The sequence below is a fragment of the Secundilactobacillus odoratitofui DSM 19909 = JCM 15043 genome (genome assembly GCF_001434895.1).
Classification (GTDB): domain Bacteria; phylum Bacillota; class Bacilli; order Lactobacillales; family Lactobacillaceae; genus Secundilactobacillus; species Secundilactobacillus odoratitofui.
Window position 1 is genome coordinate 130102 of record NZ_AZEE01000030.1, and the last position, 18292, is coordinate 148393.

General features: G+C 44.0%; 16 protein-coding genes. 13 read left to right on the top strand and 3 right to left on the bottom strand.

Translation table 11 applies throughout. The features are described from left to right. Positions 1-48: 48 nt before the first annotated feature. Positions 49-2463, bottom strand: a complete 2415-nt coding sequence (locus tag FD04_RS10855) for a Xaa-Pro dipeptidyl-peptidase (protein ID WP_056948825.1) — start codon at positions 2461-2463, stop codon at positions 49-51. A gap of 154 nt (positions 2464-2617) precedes the next feature. Here FD04_RS10855 and FD04_RS10860 point away from each other — a divergent pair, with 154 nt between their 5' ends. After that, a complete protein-coding gene (locus FD04_RS10860) occupies positions 2618-3796 on the top strand; it encodes a cation:proton antiporter (protein WP_056948827.1) in 1179 nt (392 codons plus the stop codon). A 506-nt stretch (positions 3797-4302) separates the two neighbouring features. Here FD04_RS10860 and FD04_RS10865 read toward each other — a convergent pair. Continuing rightward, positions 4303-5688 carry an APC family permease gene (locus tag FD04_RS10865; protein WP_054700734.1) on the bottom strand — a complete coding sequence of 462 codons (1386 nt, stop codon included), beginning with the start codon at positions 5686-5688 and terminating at the stop codon, positions 4303-4305. Positions 5689-5908: 220 nt separating this feature from the next. Between FD04_RS10865 and FD04_RS10870 the strand changes: the two genes are divergently transcribed. The 10 genes from FD04_RS10870 to FD04_RS12830 all read left to right on the top strand — a co-directional run bounded on the left by FD04_RS10870 (position 5909) and on the right by FD04_RS12830 (position 12820). Further along, entirely contained in the window at positions 5909-6334 is a 426-nt protein-coding gene (locus FD04_RS10870; protein ID WP_056948829.1) for a bis(5'-nucleosyl)-tetraphosphatase, read from the top strand. Positions 6335-6347: 13 nt separating this feature from the next. Further along, the gene (locus FD04_RS10875; RefSeq protein WP_056948831.1) at positions 6348-6917 is read left to right on the top strand and encodes a nucleoside/nucleotide kinase family protein; all 570 of its coding nucleotides are present in this window, start codon (positions 6348-6350) and stop codon (positions 6915-6917) included. A gap of 102 nt (positions 6918-7019) precedes the next feature. Continuing rightward, positions 7020-7457 (top strand): Fur family transcriptional regulator, encoded by a 438-nt coding sequence (locus FD04_RS10880; protein ID WP_054700737.1) that lies wholly within the window; start codon positions 7020-7022, stop codon positions 7455-7457. A 110-nt stretch (positions 7458-7567) separates the two neighbouring features. Continuing rightward, the gene (locus FD04_RS10885; protein ID WP_056948834.1) at positions 7568-8059 is read left to right on the top strand and encodes a hypothetical protein; all 492 of its coding nucleotides are present in this window, start codon (positions 7568-7570) and stop codon (positions 8057-8059) included. A gap of 17 nt (positions 8060-8076) precedes the next feature. Further along, a complete protein-coding gene (locus FD04_RS10890) occupies positions 8077-9039 on the top strand; it encodes a DUF6681 family protein (protein ID WP_191981761.1) in 963 nt (320 codons plus the stop codon). A gap of 579 nt (positions 9040-9618) precedes the next feature. Further along, a complete protein-coding gene (locus tag FD04_RS10895; protein ID WP_056948835.1) occupies positions 9619-10359 on the top strand; it encodes an amino acid ABC transporter ATP-binding protein in 741 nt (246 codons plus the stop codon). Positions 10360-10376: 17 nt separating this feature from the next. Continuing rightward, entirely contained in the window at positions 10377-11210 is an 834-nt protein-coding gene (locus tag FD04_RS10900) for a transporter substrate-binding domain-containing protein (RefSeq protein WP_054700746.1), read from the top strand. Continuing rightward, positions 11207-11845, top strand: coding sequence for an amino acid ABC transporter permease (locus FD04_RS10905; RefSeq protein ID WP_054700749.1), 639 nt, complete (start codon positions 11207-11209; stop codon positions 11843-11845). Before FD04_RS10900 ends, FD04_RS10905 begins: the two co-directional genes overlap by 4 nt. Before the next feature lie 13 nt (positions 11846-11858). Then, positions 11859-12512 carry an amino acid ABC transporter permease gene (locus tag FD04_RS10910; protein ID WP_056948837.1) on the top strand — a complete coding sequence of 218 codons (654 nt, stop codon included), beginning with the start codon at positions 11859-11861 and terminating at the stop codon, positions 12510-12512. A gap of 128 nt (positions 12513-12640) precedes the next feature. Beyond that, positions 12641-12820, top strand: a complete 180-nt coding sequence (locus FD04_RS12830; protein ID WP_054700751.1) for a hypothetical protein — start codon at positions 12641-12643, stop codon at positions 12818-12820. 249 nt (positions 12821-13069) lie between these two features. Here FD04_RS12830 and hflX read toward each other — a convergent pair whose 3' ends face one another. Next, on the bottom strand, positions 13070-14347 hold the full coding sequence (hflX, locus tag FD04_RS10920) for a GTPase HflX (protein ID WP_056948839.1): 1278 nt from the start codon (positions 14345-14347) through the stop codon (positions 13070-13072). 228 nt (positions 14348-14575) lie between these two features. On the opposite strand from hflX, the gene FD04_RS10925 reads away from it, so the two are divergent. Together FD04_RS10925 and FD04_RS10930 are read left to right on the top strand one after the other, a co-directional pair. After that, complete coding sequence (locus tag FD04_RS10925; RefSeq protein WP_056948840.1) at positions 14576-16225, top strand: peptide ABC transporter substrate-binding protein; 1650 nt, start codon at positions 14576-14578, stop codon at positions 16223-16225. A 391-nt stretch (positions 16226-16616) separates the two neighbouring features. Beyond that, the gene (locus FD04_RS10930) at positions 16617-18251 is read left to right on the top strand and encodes a peptide ABC transporter substrate-binding protein (RefSeq protein ID WP_056948842.1); all 1635 of its coding nucleotides are present in this window, start codon (positions 16617-16619) and stop codon (positions 18249-18251) included. The last annotated feature ends 41 nt before the right edge of the window (positions 18252-18292 follow it).

An 18292-nucleotide genomic window follows, 5' to 3' on the forward strand; every position in this document is an offset into this window, starting at 1 on the left:
ACGTTCCTCGATTCTATAAATAAGTTAATTAACATCATAGCACTAAGCTTAAAGGTGTGGAACCTCCAACCAGCTATTTGTGGCTGAAATCGTGTAAGTGATGGCTTGATTACCGCGAATTGTCATACCAAAGTCCGTTGCGTAGATCAGTAGCCCAAGTTGATGACCTGGTGTCAGTCGATAATGGGTAGGTTGCAACTCAATTTGCGTTTGATAAAACTGATTAGGTTTAATCGCTTCGACTTGCGTTAAGTGTGTGCGGTTTTGTAAGTTCAAGTGGCCTTTGCTGATCAATTGGTAGGGTGATGGCTTAGTTGCTAATTCATACTCGCGTAAATCTTCTTTTTTAAAGTGGTCACCAAGATCCATTGCCTGACGCGCTAACGTTGTTGGCAAGCCGTTTAATCGCTTAAACAGCCCCAAATCAACCAATTGCGCGCTAATTAAACCAATCGTTTGATTGACAGCAACGTTAAGGTGAACAACCGGACAGCCATCGATAGTGAGTGTGTCGGTTTGAACTGGCGCAACTAGTCTTAATCGGTTAGTTGCCAGTGGCGATGACGCTGCTACTAAATCATGTTGCCAGTCAGAAATGTTGTGAGCATAGTGATCAAACTGTTTGGCCGGCAGTTGGTCTTCAAATTGATAGGTCTTGTCGTCAGTGTTAGTCGTTGAAAGGACTTGAGCGCCAAAATGGAAAGTCGTCTTATTATTCGTGTCAGCGCCCCAATCGTTGAAGGGGTGCCAAGTTTCTGGCGTGGCGTTATCTTGAACTAAAACATCTGGCAAGATGGTTTCAGCATGATTATCGACATCGTAAAGTTCATGTGATAGCCACAAATTAACCATGTCGGTGAAATCCAAAGACCTGAAGTTATTGATGTAGATGTGTGGGCCTTGGTGAAGAATTAATTTATGATTGATCGGTAATTTCGTCATTGCACGCCAAAGCTTCTCCGCATTGCGTGGTTTGACATTCCAGTCGTTCAAACCATGCACAATCATGACGTCAGCCTTGATGTTTGCGGCTTGATTACGATAGTTACGCTGATCCCAAAAAGCATCGTAATTACCGTTTTGGCGATCTTGTCCACGGGTGATTGTGTCAAGTTGCCGTTGCCAAGTGGCTTTAATTCTTGCGTAATCACCGGCTTGTTGCTGTCTTGAGAAAGTTTCTTCAGCTAAGACGTCAGCATCTTCGCCCGGAAAGCCACCCGGCGCAATGACTAAGCCGCCCTCACGGTAATAATCATACCAGCTGGAGATGCCCGCTTCACAAATAATGGTTTTGAGCCCCTCAACGCCAGTGGTTGCTGCAGCCGTTGCCAGCGTACCAAGGTAGGACCGGCCAGTCATGGCGACCCGATGATTCGACCAAGTTGCTGCAATGGCAACGTTAGCCGTCCGATTGGTAAAGGCAACCCGCTTGCCCGTTAACCACTCAATCACGGCAATGGTTGAAGTAGTTTCTTCTGGATCGCCCGTAGTTCTGAGACCATCGGATTCTTTGGTACCAATCCCCGCCGCGTACACCACGGCAAACCCGCGGGCAAGAAAATAATCATTAAGGCTGTAATCAAAAGTATTACCAAAGCTCTCTTCAGCTTGATCAGAATGACCGTTGATTACACGTGGTGCTGGCAAGGGATTTGAATCGTGGGTGAGAGTGTTCGAAGTTACGGTATTTGATGTTGGTTGTTTAACGGTTAAAGGGACATTAACATCGTGGGTCAATGCTTCACCGGCCGCATCGTTAGTCCCTTGATTATAGGGTGAGGCTGTATAGAGCGTCGGAACAGATTGCGTATTTGATTCGATTGGTCGAGTGATTTCAACCTTTAACAGGTCTCGTTGACCGTCGTGATCGGTGTCTTGGGGTGATTCCACGTAAACAACTTCGTGAATCAGTTTGGTCGTATCAAACACGGGTTGGGCCTTACCATTAAAGAAGAGTGGTTTTGGGAGTTGATTACGAGCAAGTAACTGGCGGTAATAGCCATGTGACGCCAGTTGATCTAGAAACGTTTGGCCAGTGGTCGTGTGGGTAATTAATAGTTGGTACCAGGCGTGTAACAGATCGGTATTCGTTAAGGTAGACTGGTCAAAATTCGGTAAATTCACGGTACTGTGCAGTTTTTCAGGGTGAGTTAAGTCAAAATCAGCCTCAACCTGGAAGCCTAATAGCTGTAAAAAGAGGTTCCAAATCATGGTCGCAGTAATGGGCGTGGTCATCTGAACCAGAGAAAGGGCGTCCATGTCTTTGCTGACAAGTAAATTAGCAATTTTGTTGTCTGCTGCTTCTTGCGTGGTCGTTTCCGGGAAACTCTGACGGAGTAAGTGGTGCAGTAACCGATGAGTTGTTAACCTTTCAGTGGCGGCTGTAATAAAGTAAATTCGTTTTAGTTCTTCAATTTCAGTAGTCGTTGAAGTTGGTGCGATTGCGAATTGATTTAGTTTCATAAATGAAATGACCTCCTGTCGTGACAATACTGTCATTATACCCTGAATGTGGTCATCCGGGCATTAAAGGTCGTGGCGTCTCGATGGCAATTGTAATTCATTCCATGTTAAACTAAAACGAGTGAAGCAACGTTACCGAGAAAGGAATGTGTTCGTGGATTATATTGGCGGCATAGCTTTAATTTTATTTGCAACTACTATTGCCGGTGCCTTGAGTCAACGGATTGGGGTACCGAGTGTCATTGGTCAGCTACTGGTTGGTATTTTACTTGGACCAGCTGTTTTAAATTGGATCCGACCGGGCGAGTTGGTTTCCGTGGGCGCCGAGATTGGCGTGATTATCCTAATGTTTATGGCTGGACTGGAAAGTGACCTAAAATTGCTGAAACGGTATTTTAAACCTGCCGTGAGTGTGGCAACTTTCGGCGTGATTTTACCCATGGCCTGTTTTTATGTCTATGGATTGGTGATGCACCAGAGTTTTGAACGCGCCGTTTTTTGGGGTGTTGTGTTCGCGGCTACCTCAGTTTCCATTTCCGTCGAGGTGTTGCGCGAATTAGGTAAATTGAATACCAAGGAGGGCGCTACGATTCTTGGTGCAGCTGTGGTGGACGACATTATGGCGGTGCTCATATTAAGTGTGTTTGTTAGCATGTTTTCGAGTCGCAGCCAACAATCGCCCAACTTGGCGCTAAGCTTAGTTGAACAGTTAGCGTACTTTGTGATGGTTTATGTTCTGATACGCTGGATTGCACCTATTTTGATGCACCTCTTTAAACGATTGGCACTGCCACAGTCAGTCCCAATTATGTCGTTAATTATCTGTTTAGGGATGGCATATTTGGCTGATTTAACTGGGCTCAGTGCCGTTATCGGTGCCTTCTTTGCCGGGATTGCAGTGGCTCAAACTCCTGCTCAAAAGGAAGTAACGGCAAACATCAGCCCAATCGGCTACGCGTTTTTTGTCCCTATTTTCTTCATCAGTGTGGGGTTAGAAATGCGTTTTGATCATTTCTGGACGAATATTTGGCTGATTGTGGGCATGACAGTTGTTGCCATTTTATCCAAACTAGTTGGCGGCGGTCTCGGCGCAAAACTCTTGGGCTTTTCGTTCAACAGTGCCTACGTGGTCGGTGCCGGAATGGTGTCACGCGGTGAAATGGCCTTGATCATTGCTCAAATTGGCTACCAAGCCAAGTTGCTGGCCCCAGCGCTGTATTCAGAATTGATTGTGGTCATTATTTTAAGCACAGTGTTAGCACCGTTGTTACTCAAACACGCCATTCGACGGAATCAAACTGAATTGCCTGCTGCAGATCAACAGGCGAGTTAAATCCGCGCTGTTTGTTTCACGAATAATGGATTGATTCGAGTAAGTTATTGATTAAAGGTATAAAAATATTGTTAAGTGGTCCGACTGCCTTCTTGCGTAGTCGGGCCACTTTTTTGACAAAAGCATAAACGGCAGTAAACTGGCTGGCCACTGAAAATAAGTCTTTTGAGGTTAACTCAAAGAAAGCGATATGAATGAAACCATAACGGATAAGGTCAAAATTGTAGTTTTGTAACGAGAACGGAAGGTAAGGCGCTGGATCAATTGCAGTGATAAGTACGAGTTGGCGCTTTAGCGCTTACTCGTACTGGACGTTTGTGAGACTTCGGGTTTTGAAGGCTCACAAACGAGGTGGAAGACACGTGGATTTCGTGGCTGAAGCCGGTCACACAGCAATTGAACCAGCGCTTTACCTGGAGTGGTAGTGACAGTAGCAATCTCGGCAACAGAAAAACCCTAGCGAAAACACGCTAGGGCTTTTCAAAACGTTTATTAAATTTAACGACTTAGTTTAAACGGCTATGTTTCAAACCATAACCAAAGTAAAGTGCAAGCCCAAACAGGAACCAGATACCAGATGCAATCCAGGTTTCAGCTTGTAATTGCGTTAACATGAAGATACAAAGTAGTCCAGAAATCACTGGTAATACAGGATACCATGGCACTTGGAAGCCTTGGTGATTTTGAATTTCTTTGTTACGATGAAGTGGAATAATGCCAAATGAGACGAATAGGAAGGCAATTAAAGTCCCAATATTAACCAAGTTTGTCAACTGATCAAGTGGGACGAAGCCACCCATAATGGCAATCACGGCCGTGACGGTTCTGAGACTGTGAATCGGGTTACCATGTTGATCAAGTTTACCAAGGAATTTTGGTAACAAGCCATCACGCCCAATCGAATAGATCAACCGCGAAGAACTGTAAATCATAGTGACCATCATCGTGAACATCCCGGCCAAGGCACCTAACGCGATGATACCGGCTGCCCAGTTTTGGTGAACAACTTGGAGGGCAAATGAAACGGGGTCTGATACGTCGAGCTTCGTGTAACTGATCATCCCAGTGAGCACGATTGAGACCAATACATAGAGGATGGTGGCAATGATCAGCGTCCCAATAATCCCAATTGGCATGTTCTTCTTTGGATTTTTAACTTCTGCTGCAGAACTGGAAACGGCATCAAAACCTAAGTAGGCAAAAAACACGGCAGATGCACCAGCAAAGACCCCGTGGGTACCAAATGGTGTGAACGGATGCCAGTTACCGGGTTTGACGTAAAAAGCACCAACAATAACGAATAATAAGATGATGGCTATTTTAACAAATACAATAAAATTGTTAAGCCGTACGGAGGACTTGACACCGTGGCCCAGCATAAAGGAAATAATCAACACAATGATGATTGCAATCCAATTCCCATACGTACCATGAGCGGGGTCTAGTGGCCCAACGATGGCACTTGGAATAGTGATTCCAAAGCCGCTCATAAACGATTTGAAGTAAGCACCCCAAGCACTTGAAACGGCGGCTACCGCTAAAACGTACTCCAAGATTAAAGCCCACCCAAGGATCCAGCCAATGATTTCGCCAAAAACGAGGTTGCCGTATGAATAGGCGCTGCCGGCAACCGGTAAAGCGGACGCAAATTCCGCGTAACACATTGCGGCCGTGGAACAGACAATTGCGGCAATAACAAAGGACAAAATGATACCGGGACCGGCTTTGGTGGCAGCAACGGTTCCGGGTAAGATGAAAATCCCAGTCCCAATCACGGCTCCAATCCCGAGCGAGATTAAATCAACTGCTGACATGGTCTTCACAAACTGTTTGTCAGTTTCCAGGTAGCGGTCAACCTTTTCTCGACGAAAAATACGAGAAATTAAAGACATGTTGAATCCTCCAAAAATTAAAAAATAATGATAGTCCTATGTTAACTTTTCTAAGGTATCTAAGCAAGCGGTTTGGGATTAGTTGTGGCCTGCACGTCACGAATCCAATTGATGACTTTTTTGAGCACGGCGCTGAAATGTCTGTTCGAACCTATTTAAATCCCTATCGGAATAAGCTAAAATAGAAGCTATCATTTAATGTAGGAAGGATTGATCGATTATGACTACGGAAGTCGCAAGTGGCGCCGTTGTTTACCGGGTTGTTAATGGGCAACCGGAATATTTATTGTTAAAGAGTGCAACTAGTCAGTTCTGGGGTTTTCCGAAGGGCCACGTTGAAGGTGACGAAGATCTGATTGCGACCGCGACTCGTGAAATTCGTGAAGAAACCCAACTTCAAGTTTCTGTGGATACTAACTATCATGATCAATTAGCTTACGATATGGCAAACGGCAACCATAAAGAAGTGCATTTGTTTGTCAGCGAGGTCCCAAGTTCCGTTGCAATTAAAAAACAAGATATTGAAATTAGTGATTACGGTTGGTTTGACGAGCAAGCTGCTGTGCAACGTTTAACTTACGATAATCTAAAAGCGTTGCTTAAACGAGCCCATCAGTATATTTCTGCTAAGATCAGTGCGCAATAGAGTGGAGGATGAGATGAAGCGAGTGATTGTGATCACCGGTGCCACGGGAACGGGGAAAACGACGGTGAGTACGTATTTAAAAAAGCAGTATCAGATTCCACGGATCATTACGCACACCACCCGACCGAAGCGGCCTGGGGAGCGAGATGGTGTTGATTATTATTTTGAAGACGCAACGACCTTTGATCATAACCACTACTTAGAAGACGTGGCGTATGCTGGTTACCGTTATGGGTCGTCTTATGAAGGGCTCGAACGCGCATTTCAAAAAGCGGACCTTGTCAGTATTGTCTTAGACACTAAGGGTGCTGAGACTTATGCAGAACGGTTAGGTGAACAAGCCGTCATTCTCTTTTTAACTGTTGGCAAAACAACTGTGTTGCATGAGCGGCTTAAAGAACGTGGTGATCAAATTGAGATGATTAAATCACGGATCAAGAGTGATGAATACGAACGTGATCTCACCTTACCAGATAGTTTAACTAAGACCGCGCGGGTGATTCAAAATGATGATTGGTCGCAAACTCAGGTACGACTTGATCAATTGATCAACTCACTGAGGCTTGGAACATCCACTGCCTAATGTGGCAACATGTATAAAACGTGCATCGGACTGAAATCTATGCTAGAATCGCTTAAGCGTAATCATTATGATTTAGATTGAGTCAATAAAGAGGTGCCACAGATGCAACAACAATTAAGCGAAGCATTAACCGTTTTAAAACAAAACCACTTAAAGGTGACCAAGCAACGTAAGGCGTTGTTGACTTACCTACTACAAAATCAAGACCACTATCACGATGTGACACTGGTGGATGACTATATGCGTCAACAATTTCCAGGAATGAGCCATAACACCATCTACCGCAACATTAAGGAATTCGAAAATGCTGGCATGGTGGAACAGCAAGTACAAGGTGATCAGGCACGGGTTAAGTATCAGTGCGACTTTAGTCACTTACACCACCACCACTTTATTTGTCAAAAGTGCGGTAAAGTCACCGAGCTAAAGGCCTGTCCAATGGATGTTTTTGAGGCACAATTGCCAGGCTATGAGATTGTTGGCCACCGGATCGAGCTGTATGGCATTTGTCCGGATTGTCAGCTTGCGATGACGAAATAATGACAACTGTAAACAAACCTTAGTTAATATTTAAGGTTTGTTTTATTGTTTCTTTGGTTAAATTTGAGATACTAGGGGTACAGAATTAAGTTTGAAGGGAGCAAGTAAACATGGCATATCGTACACCACCATTTATCACGCCATTTGCAATTGTTTCAATTGCCTTGGCACTTGGTGCAACTAACGTGGTGGTTAACTCTGTCAGCCATTCAAGTGAAGGCAAGCCCACCAGTTCAAAAGTGGTTTCAACAAGTGATTCACTTGGCTCAGATAAGCAATCGTCTGCAGACAGTAAGTCTTCTAAGAAGGACTCAAGCAGTGATAGCTCGAAAAAAGACGATAGTTCAAGCAGCAATAAAAAAGATTCAAGTAGTACGGATACACAGTCAGATACAGGTACTAGCAGTGCCAAAACAACCACGACTAAAAAAGCGAAATCAACGGGCATAACTACTGGCAATACGGGTACCGGGACTGGTACTGGTACTGGTAACACAACTACGGATAATAGTTCGGTGACGGCAAATACCGCGACGGATGATACAACGACTACAACCACTGGTAATACGGATACAGCCAACCAAGATACCACGGGACAATAATAGGGAGGTGAGATGGTTTGTTTAGTCTCTTAGATATGATTAATCACTACCTTGGGTACGTGAATTTAAACGTTAAACTGAAAAACCGAATCTATACAGTCTTGGGTGTGATTGGCGACATCTACCTTCTGTACGTTTCGATTCGTTGGATCCAAAACGGTTATGCGCTACGTGGTAGTCTAATTTTACTTGTGGCCTTGATATTAGCCTACTTTACGGTGATGAACGTCTTTTATTACTTCACTGAAAAAAAGCCACCGTTTGATGTTTCACCCAAGATTGAAAAAGTGTTAGGTAAAACGTTAGGTGGCACTGATCCGGCAGCTGAAGCGGAACGGAAAGCTGCTGAACAGGCACGCGGTTCAAATAACTTATTAAATGGAGCTAACATTCCAGCTAATGGTTACTTTGACAGTAAGAAAATTCTGCCAGGTAAAGTTGCAGTTGATATTAATCAACGGACGAACATTGCCCGACTGGCTGATCAACTACAACAGATGAACCTGATGGCCCCTGATTACGGTGGTCTTGGTGCTCGTGAACTCGGGCAACAGCTTAAACAGCATCACAAACCAATTTTTGCCATTGGCCTGGGGGTTAATATTCCCTACTTTGAATTACAGCATGACGGCAATGACTTAGTCGTGTACGCGGGAATTAATCAGGCACAAAAAGCACCAATGGGTAAAATAACGACTGTGGGCTTACAACCGATCGATGACGTTTATGACAAAGTAAAACTCTACTTGGCTAACGTGATTTTAGTTGGTGGTCCATTTATGGAACTGGGACGTAATGAACCCATCGAAAAACAGGCACCTTACACGATTCGAGTCCAGTTAGCCTATGAACGTGAAGCGACAGAACCTGAGACGAGCCATTCAACTGTTTCTGATCCAGTTGGGAACCTTTCAACCCATACGCTGCATCATGCACAACCGATGGCAGCGCCAACGTCACGGATGAAACGGTATCATTAATTTGATTTAAGTTAGCATGTCAACAAGGCATTGCAGATTCTACTTAGTTGGAATCTACAGTGCCGTTTTTGTTTGCTTGATGTTGAGAAAATGACCTGATTAGATTCGAAGTATGACTAATGTTCGGAATTTAAGCTAATTTGATTGAATTTGTGTTTTCATTTTTCATTTAAATTTTATGAGAAACATGCAACGTCTTTCATAAAATGAATATTTTTCCGCCAAATGAAAAAATTATCGCAGTACCGTAAGGTTGATTTAACGCTGTTTTAACCGGTGAGCACCCCATAATACCGGAGTTTGTGAGGATATTTATTTTGACCATTTAATGGTTTTGGTTTAGAATTTATTATGAGTTAAAATTAGAAGTATATGAAATTTCCGTTGTTCGATAAGGCGTGATGTTCGTATACTTTCGGTAATAACGCGACTCACAGGGGCGAACGTATCGGGCGTTCCGGAGCGTACTGCGAACAAGCCGCATGACCATCTGGGTCGTACAGCTTGTTCCTTTATACTCCGAGTAAAACCGTTGTTAAGTCTCAAGTTTGACTATTCATAGTGTGGAGGGGAATAAACATGTCAATGATTGAATTTCATGATGTTCAAAAATACTACGGCGACTTTCATGCCTTGCATGACATTAACCTAACCATTGATGCCGGTGAAACGGTGGTTTTAATTGGCCCATCAGGTTCAGGGAAGTCAACGTTAATTAGAACGATCAACGGGCTGGAAACCATTCAAGAAGGTAAGCTGATCGTTAACGGTCAAGACTTGGCTGAGAAGAAAACGGATATGAACCGAATTCGTAAGAACGTTGGGATGGTGTTCCAACACTTTAATTTGTACGCAAACAAAACAATTCTTGAAAATATTATGTTGGCACCCCGGATGGTGTTGCACCGTCCAGAAGATGAAAACAAGAAGTTAGCAATGGATCTGCTCGATCGAGTCGGACTGGCTGATCAAGCACCTAAGTTGCCAGCCCAACTATCTGGTGGGCAACAACAGCGTATCGCTATCGCACGTTCATTAGCCATGAAGCCAAAAGCACTGTTATTTGATGAACCAACCAGTGCCCTTGATCCAGAAATGATCGATGATGTGCTCAATGTTATGAAGGATATTGCTCGTGATTCAGCCATGACCATGCTGGTGGTGACCCACGAAATGGGCTTCGCACGTGAAGTGGCTAACCGAGTGGTCTTCATGGCCGATGGTCGCATTCTGGAAGATGATAGCAAAGAACGCTTCTTTGACGGTCAACCTTCAAATGAACGGGCCCGTCAATTCCTAAGTAAAATTATCACCCACTAAAGTAAGGAGATGTGAGCATGAAGAAATTATTCCGATTGGTCAGCGTCATCATCTCTAGTCTTGCATTGCTGGTTGTGTTGTCAGCCTGTGGTTCAAAAGCCCTGTCAGCACAAAACGTGGTTACGCGGGCTAAGCAAAGCAATACAATTACTTGGGGTGTCAAAGCTGACACAAAGTTATTTGGGTTAATGGATGTTAAAAACGGTCAGATCAAGGGATTTGAAGTTGATTTAGCCAAGGCAATGACCAAGCAGATTTTGGGACCTAAGGGTAAGGCTGATTTCGTGCAAGTCACGAGTTCGACTCGGATGCCGTTACTGAAAAACGGGAATATCGATGCCATCATGGCAACGATGACGATTACGCCAGAACGTGAAAAACAAGTTGATTTTACCCGGTCATACTTTGACGCTGGTCAATCGCTGCTCGTTAAAAAGGGCAGTTCAGTTAAGAATGTCAAAGACTTGAACAAGAAGGGTGCCACCGTCCTCGGGGTGGTTGGCTCTAACTCCGTTCAAAACGTCGCTAAATTTGCGCCAAAGGCTAAGGTGTTGCAACTGTCAGATTATGCACAAGCCATGACGGCATTGCGTTCTGGCCAAGGTGAAGCCTTAACTACTGATAACGGTATTTTAGCTGGTATGGCTGTTGAAAACCCTGGTTACGTGTTAGTTGGTGGCTCCTTCACCAAAGAACCATATGGGATCGCTGTTAATAAGGGTCAAACTGAATTCAAGGCTGACCTCAACGATGCTTTAACTAAGGTTGAAGAGAGTGGCGAGTATAACAAGATTCTGAAAAAATGGTTCGGTAACGTACCTGGGTTAAACTATAAGGGGATGGAACGATGATTGCTATCTTTCATAATTATGGTGGCTTATTGCTCCAAGGATTCGGTCAGACCTTACTTTGTAGTGTGATTGCGCTGTTCTTTAGTTTGATCATCGGATCTATGTTTGCAATTTTTGAAACGACACCAATTAAATTTTTGCGGGTGATTGCCCGTATCTATATTGAAGTTTTTAGAAATATTCCTTTGTTGGTGATTACGATGTTCTTCTTCGTTGTCATTCCAATGTTTGTGGCTAAAATCAGTGGATTTGCCGCCGGGACAATTGGGTTGACCATCTACACCTCGGCCTTCATTGCTGAAACGGTGCGGGCTGGGATTCAATCCGTTGATCCTGGTCAGATGGAAGGTGCCCGTGCTAACGGCCTATCATTCTGGCAAGCGATGCGCTACATTGTGTTGCCACAGGCCTTTCGTTACGTGATTCCACCACTGGGTAACCAATTTATCAACTTAGTGAAGAACTCATCAGTGTTAGCCTTCGTTGCTGGCTTTGATTTGATGTATCAAGGTAACGTCATTGCGTCAGATTCACTGAGTACCATGAGTACTTACGTCTGCATCGGGATTTTATACTTGATCATTACCTTGCCACTGAGTTACTGGATGCGTTATTTGGAAAAGAAATTAGCATAGGGGAGGTGCGATCATGAAAGACTTTATTAATGCATATTCATGGATTAACATTCATTACTTGCTACAAGGCCTTTGGATTACGGTGGTCGTATCCTTAGCCTCGATTGCGGGCAGTTACGTGATTGGTTCAGTTTTAGGGATTATCCGTTATGTCAACATTAAGGTAATTTCTCCCTTGGTTGGGTTAGTCATTGATATTATTAGAAATTTACCACTACTACTGATTATCTTCTTTACGTACTTTGGGTTGCCTAACCTTGGCTTCCGACCAAGTAGTGTTTGGGCAACGATTTTGGCCATGGTTGTCTTTGAATCAACCATGATCGCTGAAATTGTCCGATCGGGGATCATCGCAGTGGATCCAGGTCAAATGGAGGGTGCCCGTGCCAACGGGTTAACTTACGTCCAAGCCTTACGGAAAATTATTTTGCCACAAGCGATGAAGAAGATGATTCCAGCGTTAGTGAGTCAGTTTATCTCACTGATCAAGGATACGTCACTGGCTACCATCATTGTGTTACCTGACTTGATGCACAATGCGCAAATTGTTTATGGTCAAAATTCAACGTATATCTTACCGATGTTCTTGATGCTGGCTATTATGTACTTTATTGTTTGTTATGCATTGTCATTGGTTTCACGTTCGTTGGAGAAGCGAATGGGTTAAACAGCGACACTCTTTTATGACAAAGACACCGAAATTTCGATTGAAATTCAGTGCCTTTTTTTGTTTCTGCAAAGAGTAGTTGCTGAGACTGCCGTCTCCAGTTGCCAGAAATCGGGGGCGGAGTTGCCGTGGGGTCGGTCCAAGCCAAAGGGCGGTCTTGGACCTCGAATTCAAGCCCCGCCAAAGGTCGTGCGGGTCTTCAATTCGCCCCTGACTGGTGGCAAATGCCACCAGTTATTTCACGGCAGGTCCCCGATTTCTGGCAACTTCCGACTACGGGTGCTGTTGGGGTAACTGGTGAGGATTGAATCCGGATAATCACATTAACTTAATACATTCCAGAACCATACAAAAACAGTAATAACATCGTAGCCATCTGTGATAGTGCGAACGTTATTACTGTTTTGTTGTGATGATTGTTTTGTTGAAATATGCTTGATCGCTGTTTGTTTGCTAAACATAGTTAGCACAAATTCTAATTGCTATTCTACATAAAGCCGTAGCGCCAACGTCCGCTGGCCGGAGGCTAAGCGATAACGGGTTCTTACGGGATTTAGCTATTTTTCAACGACAAACTTCTGTAACCGCTGAAAGTCAATATCGGTCACTTCAGCGTCGAGTTGTGTGCCATCAGCTAAGTAATCAGTGCCCGTAACCGAAGCGTGCTCGTTAAGGTATGACACCAAGTCGCCCCGGTCAAACGGAATTAAGAAGGTGGCTTTCACGTAGTTTTTGAAGACCTTCTCACGAATCACATCGACCAGTAAATCGATGGAAGCTGGATCCTTAGCCGAAACAACGATTTCATCTCCAGCACGTGAAGGGTAGTCGCTATCCGTTAAATCGGCCTTGTTGTAGACGGTCACCATCGGCAAGTCGGGTACACCAATTTCATTCAACGTTTGCTTGGTCGTTGACATCATGTCGATTCGGTTAGGACTGGAATAATCAACTACTTGGACGAGTAAATCAGCATTGGCAGCTTCATACAGGGTAGACTTGAATGCTTCAACCAAAGTGGTTGGCAGTTGTGAAACGAAACCGACCGTGTCACTCAGCAGGAGCTTCTTGGTGTCCTCAAATTGGAGTTGGCGCACGCTGGTATCGAGGGTTGCAAACAGCATGTTTTTAACCATGACCTGTTTATCATCATTCATACCGAATCGCTTGATCAGTTCGTTCATGATGGTTGACTTACCGGCGTTCGTATAACCAATCAACGCAACGTTTGGTAATTGAACCCGCTCACGTTGTTGACGTTTGACTTCAGCTGACTTGTTAACTTCTTTAAGCTCGTGTCGGACATGATTGATTTGACGTTGAATGGTTCGCCGGTTTAATTCAACCTGAGCTTCACCAGCACCACGGTTGGTAAAACCACCACCGGCACTGGTCCCAGTTTGTTGATCCAGCCGTTGGTTCATAGCGGTGTGCAATCTTGGCATCTGGTACTGTAGCTTGGCTAATTCAACTTGTAATTTTGCCTCGCGACTTTGAGCACGGTTGGCAAAAATTGCGAGAATCAAGCCCGTTCGATCCATTACAGGGACCTTAACGACGTTTTCGAGGTTTCGAATCTGACTTGGTGTTAACTCGTCATTTGCCACGACAATTTCAGCACCAGTATCCACGACTACGTCACGTAATTCTTCAACCTTACCAGTTCCGAAGTACGTTCCGGCGATGGGTTGACTCAAATTCTGCACAATGGTTTCGATTACAGTCATGTTATTTGCTTGAGATAGTGCCTTCAGTTCTTCCATGGCATAATCAAAGTTGTAGCGGCCCGTATTAAGTCCAATGTTGATTACAGGAACCAGTTCGCTATTTTCCATGTTGTCACCATCCTTAATTTCTTTAATTTTAGTATACCATTTTGAAAGAGTGACTAATTAAAAAGTGCCCGAAATGCTGATTAAAACGGGATATTGTAGGGTATCGAAGGAACTGAAAACGAAATATAAGAACACTCACCGTTGATTTTAATCGTAAACTCATATAGAATTAACCTCGTATTAATATATCATTTCTATGTGTGTGAAAATTTGGGAGGAATGTGTGCGATGAAAATTACACGAATTGCTGAGATCGCAGCGGTGGCAGTGGTAGCACTGACGTTAACTGCGTGTGGTCAGAAGTCGAGTTCTTCGAGTCAAAGTGGCGATTATGCTGCGGATCAATCTGTGAACTGGATGGAAAGTTCACAGTTACCATCAATGGATATTTCTAAGGCCACTGATGAAATTAGTTTGAACATGTTGAACAACACCAACGAAGGGATTTATCGTTTGGGTAAGGACAACAAGGTAACGCCGGGGTTGGCCACTAAGACCACTGAGTCCAAGGACGGGAAAACTTGGACCTTTACATTGCGTAAAGCAAAGTGGAGTAACGGCGATGCCGTGACAGCTCAAGACTTTGTCTATAGCTGGCAACGAACGGTTAACCCTAAGACTGCAGCCCAGTATTCCTATATCTTCTCTGGTATTAAAAATGCTGATCAGATTATGAAGGGCAAGAAGGCACCATCGACGCTTGGCGTTCAGGCAGTTAACAAGCAAACGCTGAAGGTGACACTGGACAAGAACATTCCATACTTCAAGTTGTTGATGGGGTTTGTGCCATTCTTCCCACAACATGAGAGTTTTGTGAAGTCAGCCGGTTCAAGTTACGGCATCAAGGCCGCTGGTGTGCTTTCAGATGGCCCATATACGATCAAAGGTTGGACTGGGACTAACGATAAGTGGTCACTGGTTAAGAACAACAAGTACTGGGACGCCAAAAACGTCCACTTGAAGACTTTAAACGATCAAGTGACTAAGGATTCAAGTACGGCACTGAACCTCTTCCAGAGTGGTAAATTAGACGAAGCCGTGTTAAGTGGTAACCAGGTTAAGAACATGCTAAACGATAAGAGTATGACGGTCTTACCACAAGCTCGACTAGGCTACCTGGAAATGAACCAAAAGAAGATCAAAGCCTTTAAGAACTTGAAGATTCGTCAAGCCATGTCATATGCACTTGACCGTAAGACCTTTACTAAGAACGTCTTAGGTGATGGTTCCTTCGCAGCACCAGGATTTGTTACTAAGGACCTTGCTAAAAACCCTAAGACCGGGGCAGACTTCGTGAAGGATGCCGACAGTAAGGGCACTGGTGTGACATTCGACGCCACGAAGGCTAAACAACTTTGGAAGCAAGGCCTGAGTGAGATCGGCAAGAAGTCTCTGACAATCAACTTGATGTCAGATGATACACCACGTGAAAAGAATGCTGCTGAATACGTTCAGTCACAACTGGAAAAGGAATTACCTGGCCTCAAAGTAACTGTTTCAGCAATTCCTTATAAGCAACGGTTGGCTAAGTCAGCAGCGCATAACTTCCAGATGGTCTTAACACTCTGGGGTGCTGATTACTCAGATCCATCGACAGACTTGGATATTATGACGTCCACCAACTCATATAACAATGGCCAGTGGTCAAACAAGCAGTATGATCAGTTGGTTAAAGCAGCTACCAATGCCAGTGCCAGCCAAACGCAACAACGTTGGTCTGATATGGTTAAGGCGGAACAAGTGATGATGAAGGATCAAGGTGTCATTCCACTGTATCAAATGACGGTACCTCGCCTAATGAACACCAAGGTAAAGGGTGTTATCTACAACACTGCTGGTACACCATATAACTTTAAGAATATGTACGTTGAAAAATAGCATTTTGAGCATGACGAAAACGAGCGTCTATCCAAAAAATGGATATGCACTCGTTTTTTTGATTATATTTAGCAGTACACAATTGATTTTTGACAATTTGAAGTCTAAAATGATGAGAGTTTTTAATTCTATCAAATGCGAGAAAGATTCAACTGAAAATTTAGTTAAATCGGTTTCATGCCGTTAAACACGACTGATAAACGAAAAGTTATCCGCAATACCGAAAAAATATTCAGTTATGAATCCTCGTGATAGCACCTTTTCAACGCTACCCAAAGGTTTAAAATGATAAACTACCATTGATTTTAATGAATTTCTAATATACAATGTACACATTCTTTGTATTATCAATTAAAGCATGTTTATGCGAATTATAGGGAGTGCATTGCTTATGAAGTTTAACAAGGCATTGGCGTTAGGTGCAGTATCTGGCGCCTCGTTGCTACTATTAGCTGCCTGTGGTTCAAAGAGCAGTGATAAGTCGCTAGCGAGCGATCAGACGTTAAATTGGGTAGAAACGGCTAATTTACCAACGATGGATCCATCAAAATCAACGGATATTGTCAGCGGTGGAACGTTGAACAACGTTGATGAAGGGTTACTTCGACTTGGTGAAGGCTCGAAGTTACGTCCTGGTGTTGCGAAATCTTATTCGGTGTCAAAGGATGGCAAAACTTGGACTTTTAACTTACGTCACTCTAAGTGGAGTAATGGTGATCCGGTGACTGCCAACGACTTCGTTTATGGTTGGCGACGGACGGTTAAACCAAGTACCGCCTCCCAGTATGCTTACCTATATGATCACGTTAAAAACTTTAGCGCGGTCAATAAGGGCAAATTAGCCCCGTCTAAGCTCGGTATCAAAGCGGACGGTAAGTATAAAGTGGTGGTTACTTTATCGCGACCACAGACCTATTTCAAGTATCTGGTTGGGGCACAGGCCTTCTTCCCACAAAACCAAAAGGTGGCTGAAAAGTATGGTTCGAAGTACGCTTCGAATTCGTCGAGTGCCGTTTATAACGGACCATTTAAGCTAACGGGTTGGAATGGGACCAATAATACTTGGACGTTGAAGAAGAACAAGCAGTACTGGAACGCTAAAGCGACCAAGTTGGCAGCTATTAAGTTCCAGGTCATCAAAGATCAAGGAACTTGGTTGAGTCAATATCAAAGTGGTAAAGTCGATGAGATCATTACTGATGGCACGCAATATAAGCAGCTTAAGAACTCTAAAGAGATGCATTTGCGTAATGGTGCCTCAACGTTTTATCTAGAAATGAATCAACGCAAAGGGTTCTTTAAGAACAATGTTGCGGCCCGCAAAGCCATTTCATTGGCCATTAATAAGGAACAATTAGTTAAGAACGTGTTAGCTGATGGTTCTCAGGCACCTAAAGGCTTAGTGCCAACCAAGTTGGCTAAGCGTGGTAACACCGATTTTGCGGATGCTGCCTACGTTAAGTCTGGTACAGCGTATAATTTGAAGCAGGCTAAGGCTGAATGGCGTCAGGCCTTGAAGAAGTCAGGTCGGTCAAGCTTATCATTAGAGCTACTTGCGGATGATACACCAGCTGGTAAACAAACCGCTGAGTTTATCCAAAGTCAGTTGACCAAGTTACCTGGTTTAAAAGTCACGACGACAAATGTACCATTCAACGTCCGTTTGAGTCGTTCAACCAAAGGTGATTTTGATCTTGTCATTGGTGGTTGGAGCGCGGACTTCCCAGATGCCATTTCCTTTAGCTCACTGTTTACATCCAACAATTCCTACAACCGTGGGCAATGGCAGAACAGCGCCTATGATACAGCAATCAAGAATGCTGAGGGCAAGGATGCCGATAATAGTGCTGCTCGTTGGGATGATTTAGTCAGTGCTGAAAAGACTTTGATGAGCCAACAAGGCATTGTGCCACTTTATCAACAAACACAGGCACAATTGCTCAAGTCCAAGGTCAAGGGTGTTCAGTACTTCCCAACCGGTGCACAATGGGACTTCAGCCACGCTTACATTTCCAATAGTAAGTAACGGCGCACACGTAAATAAATGGTTATAACCGCAATTGTGGT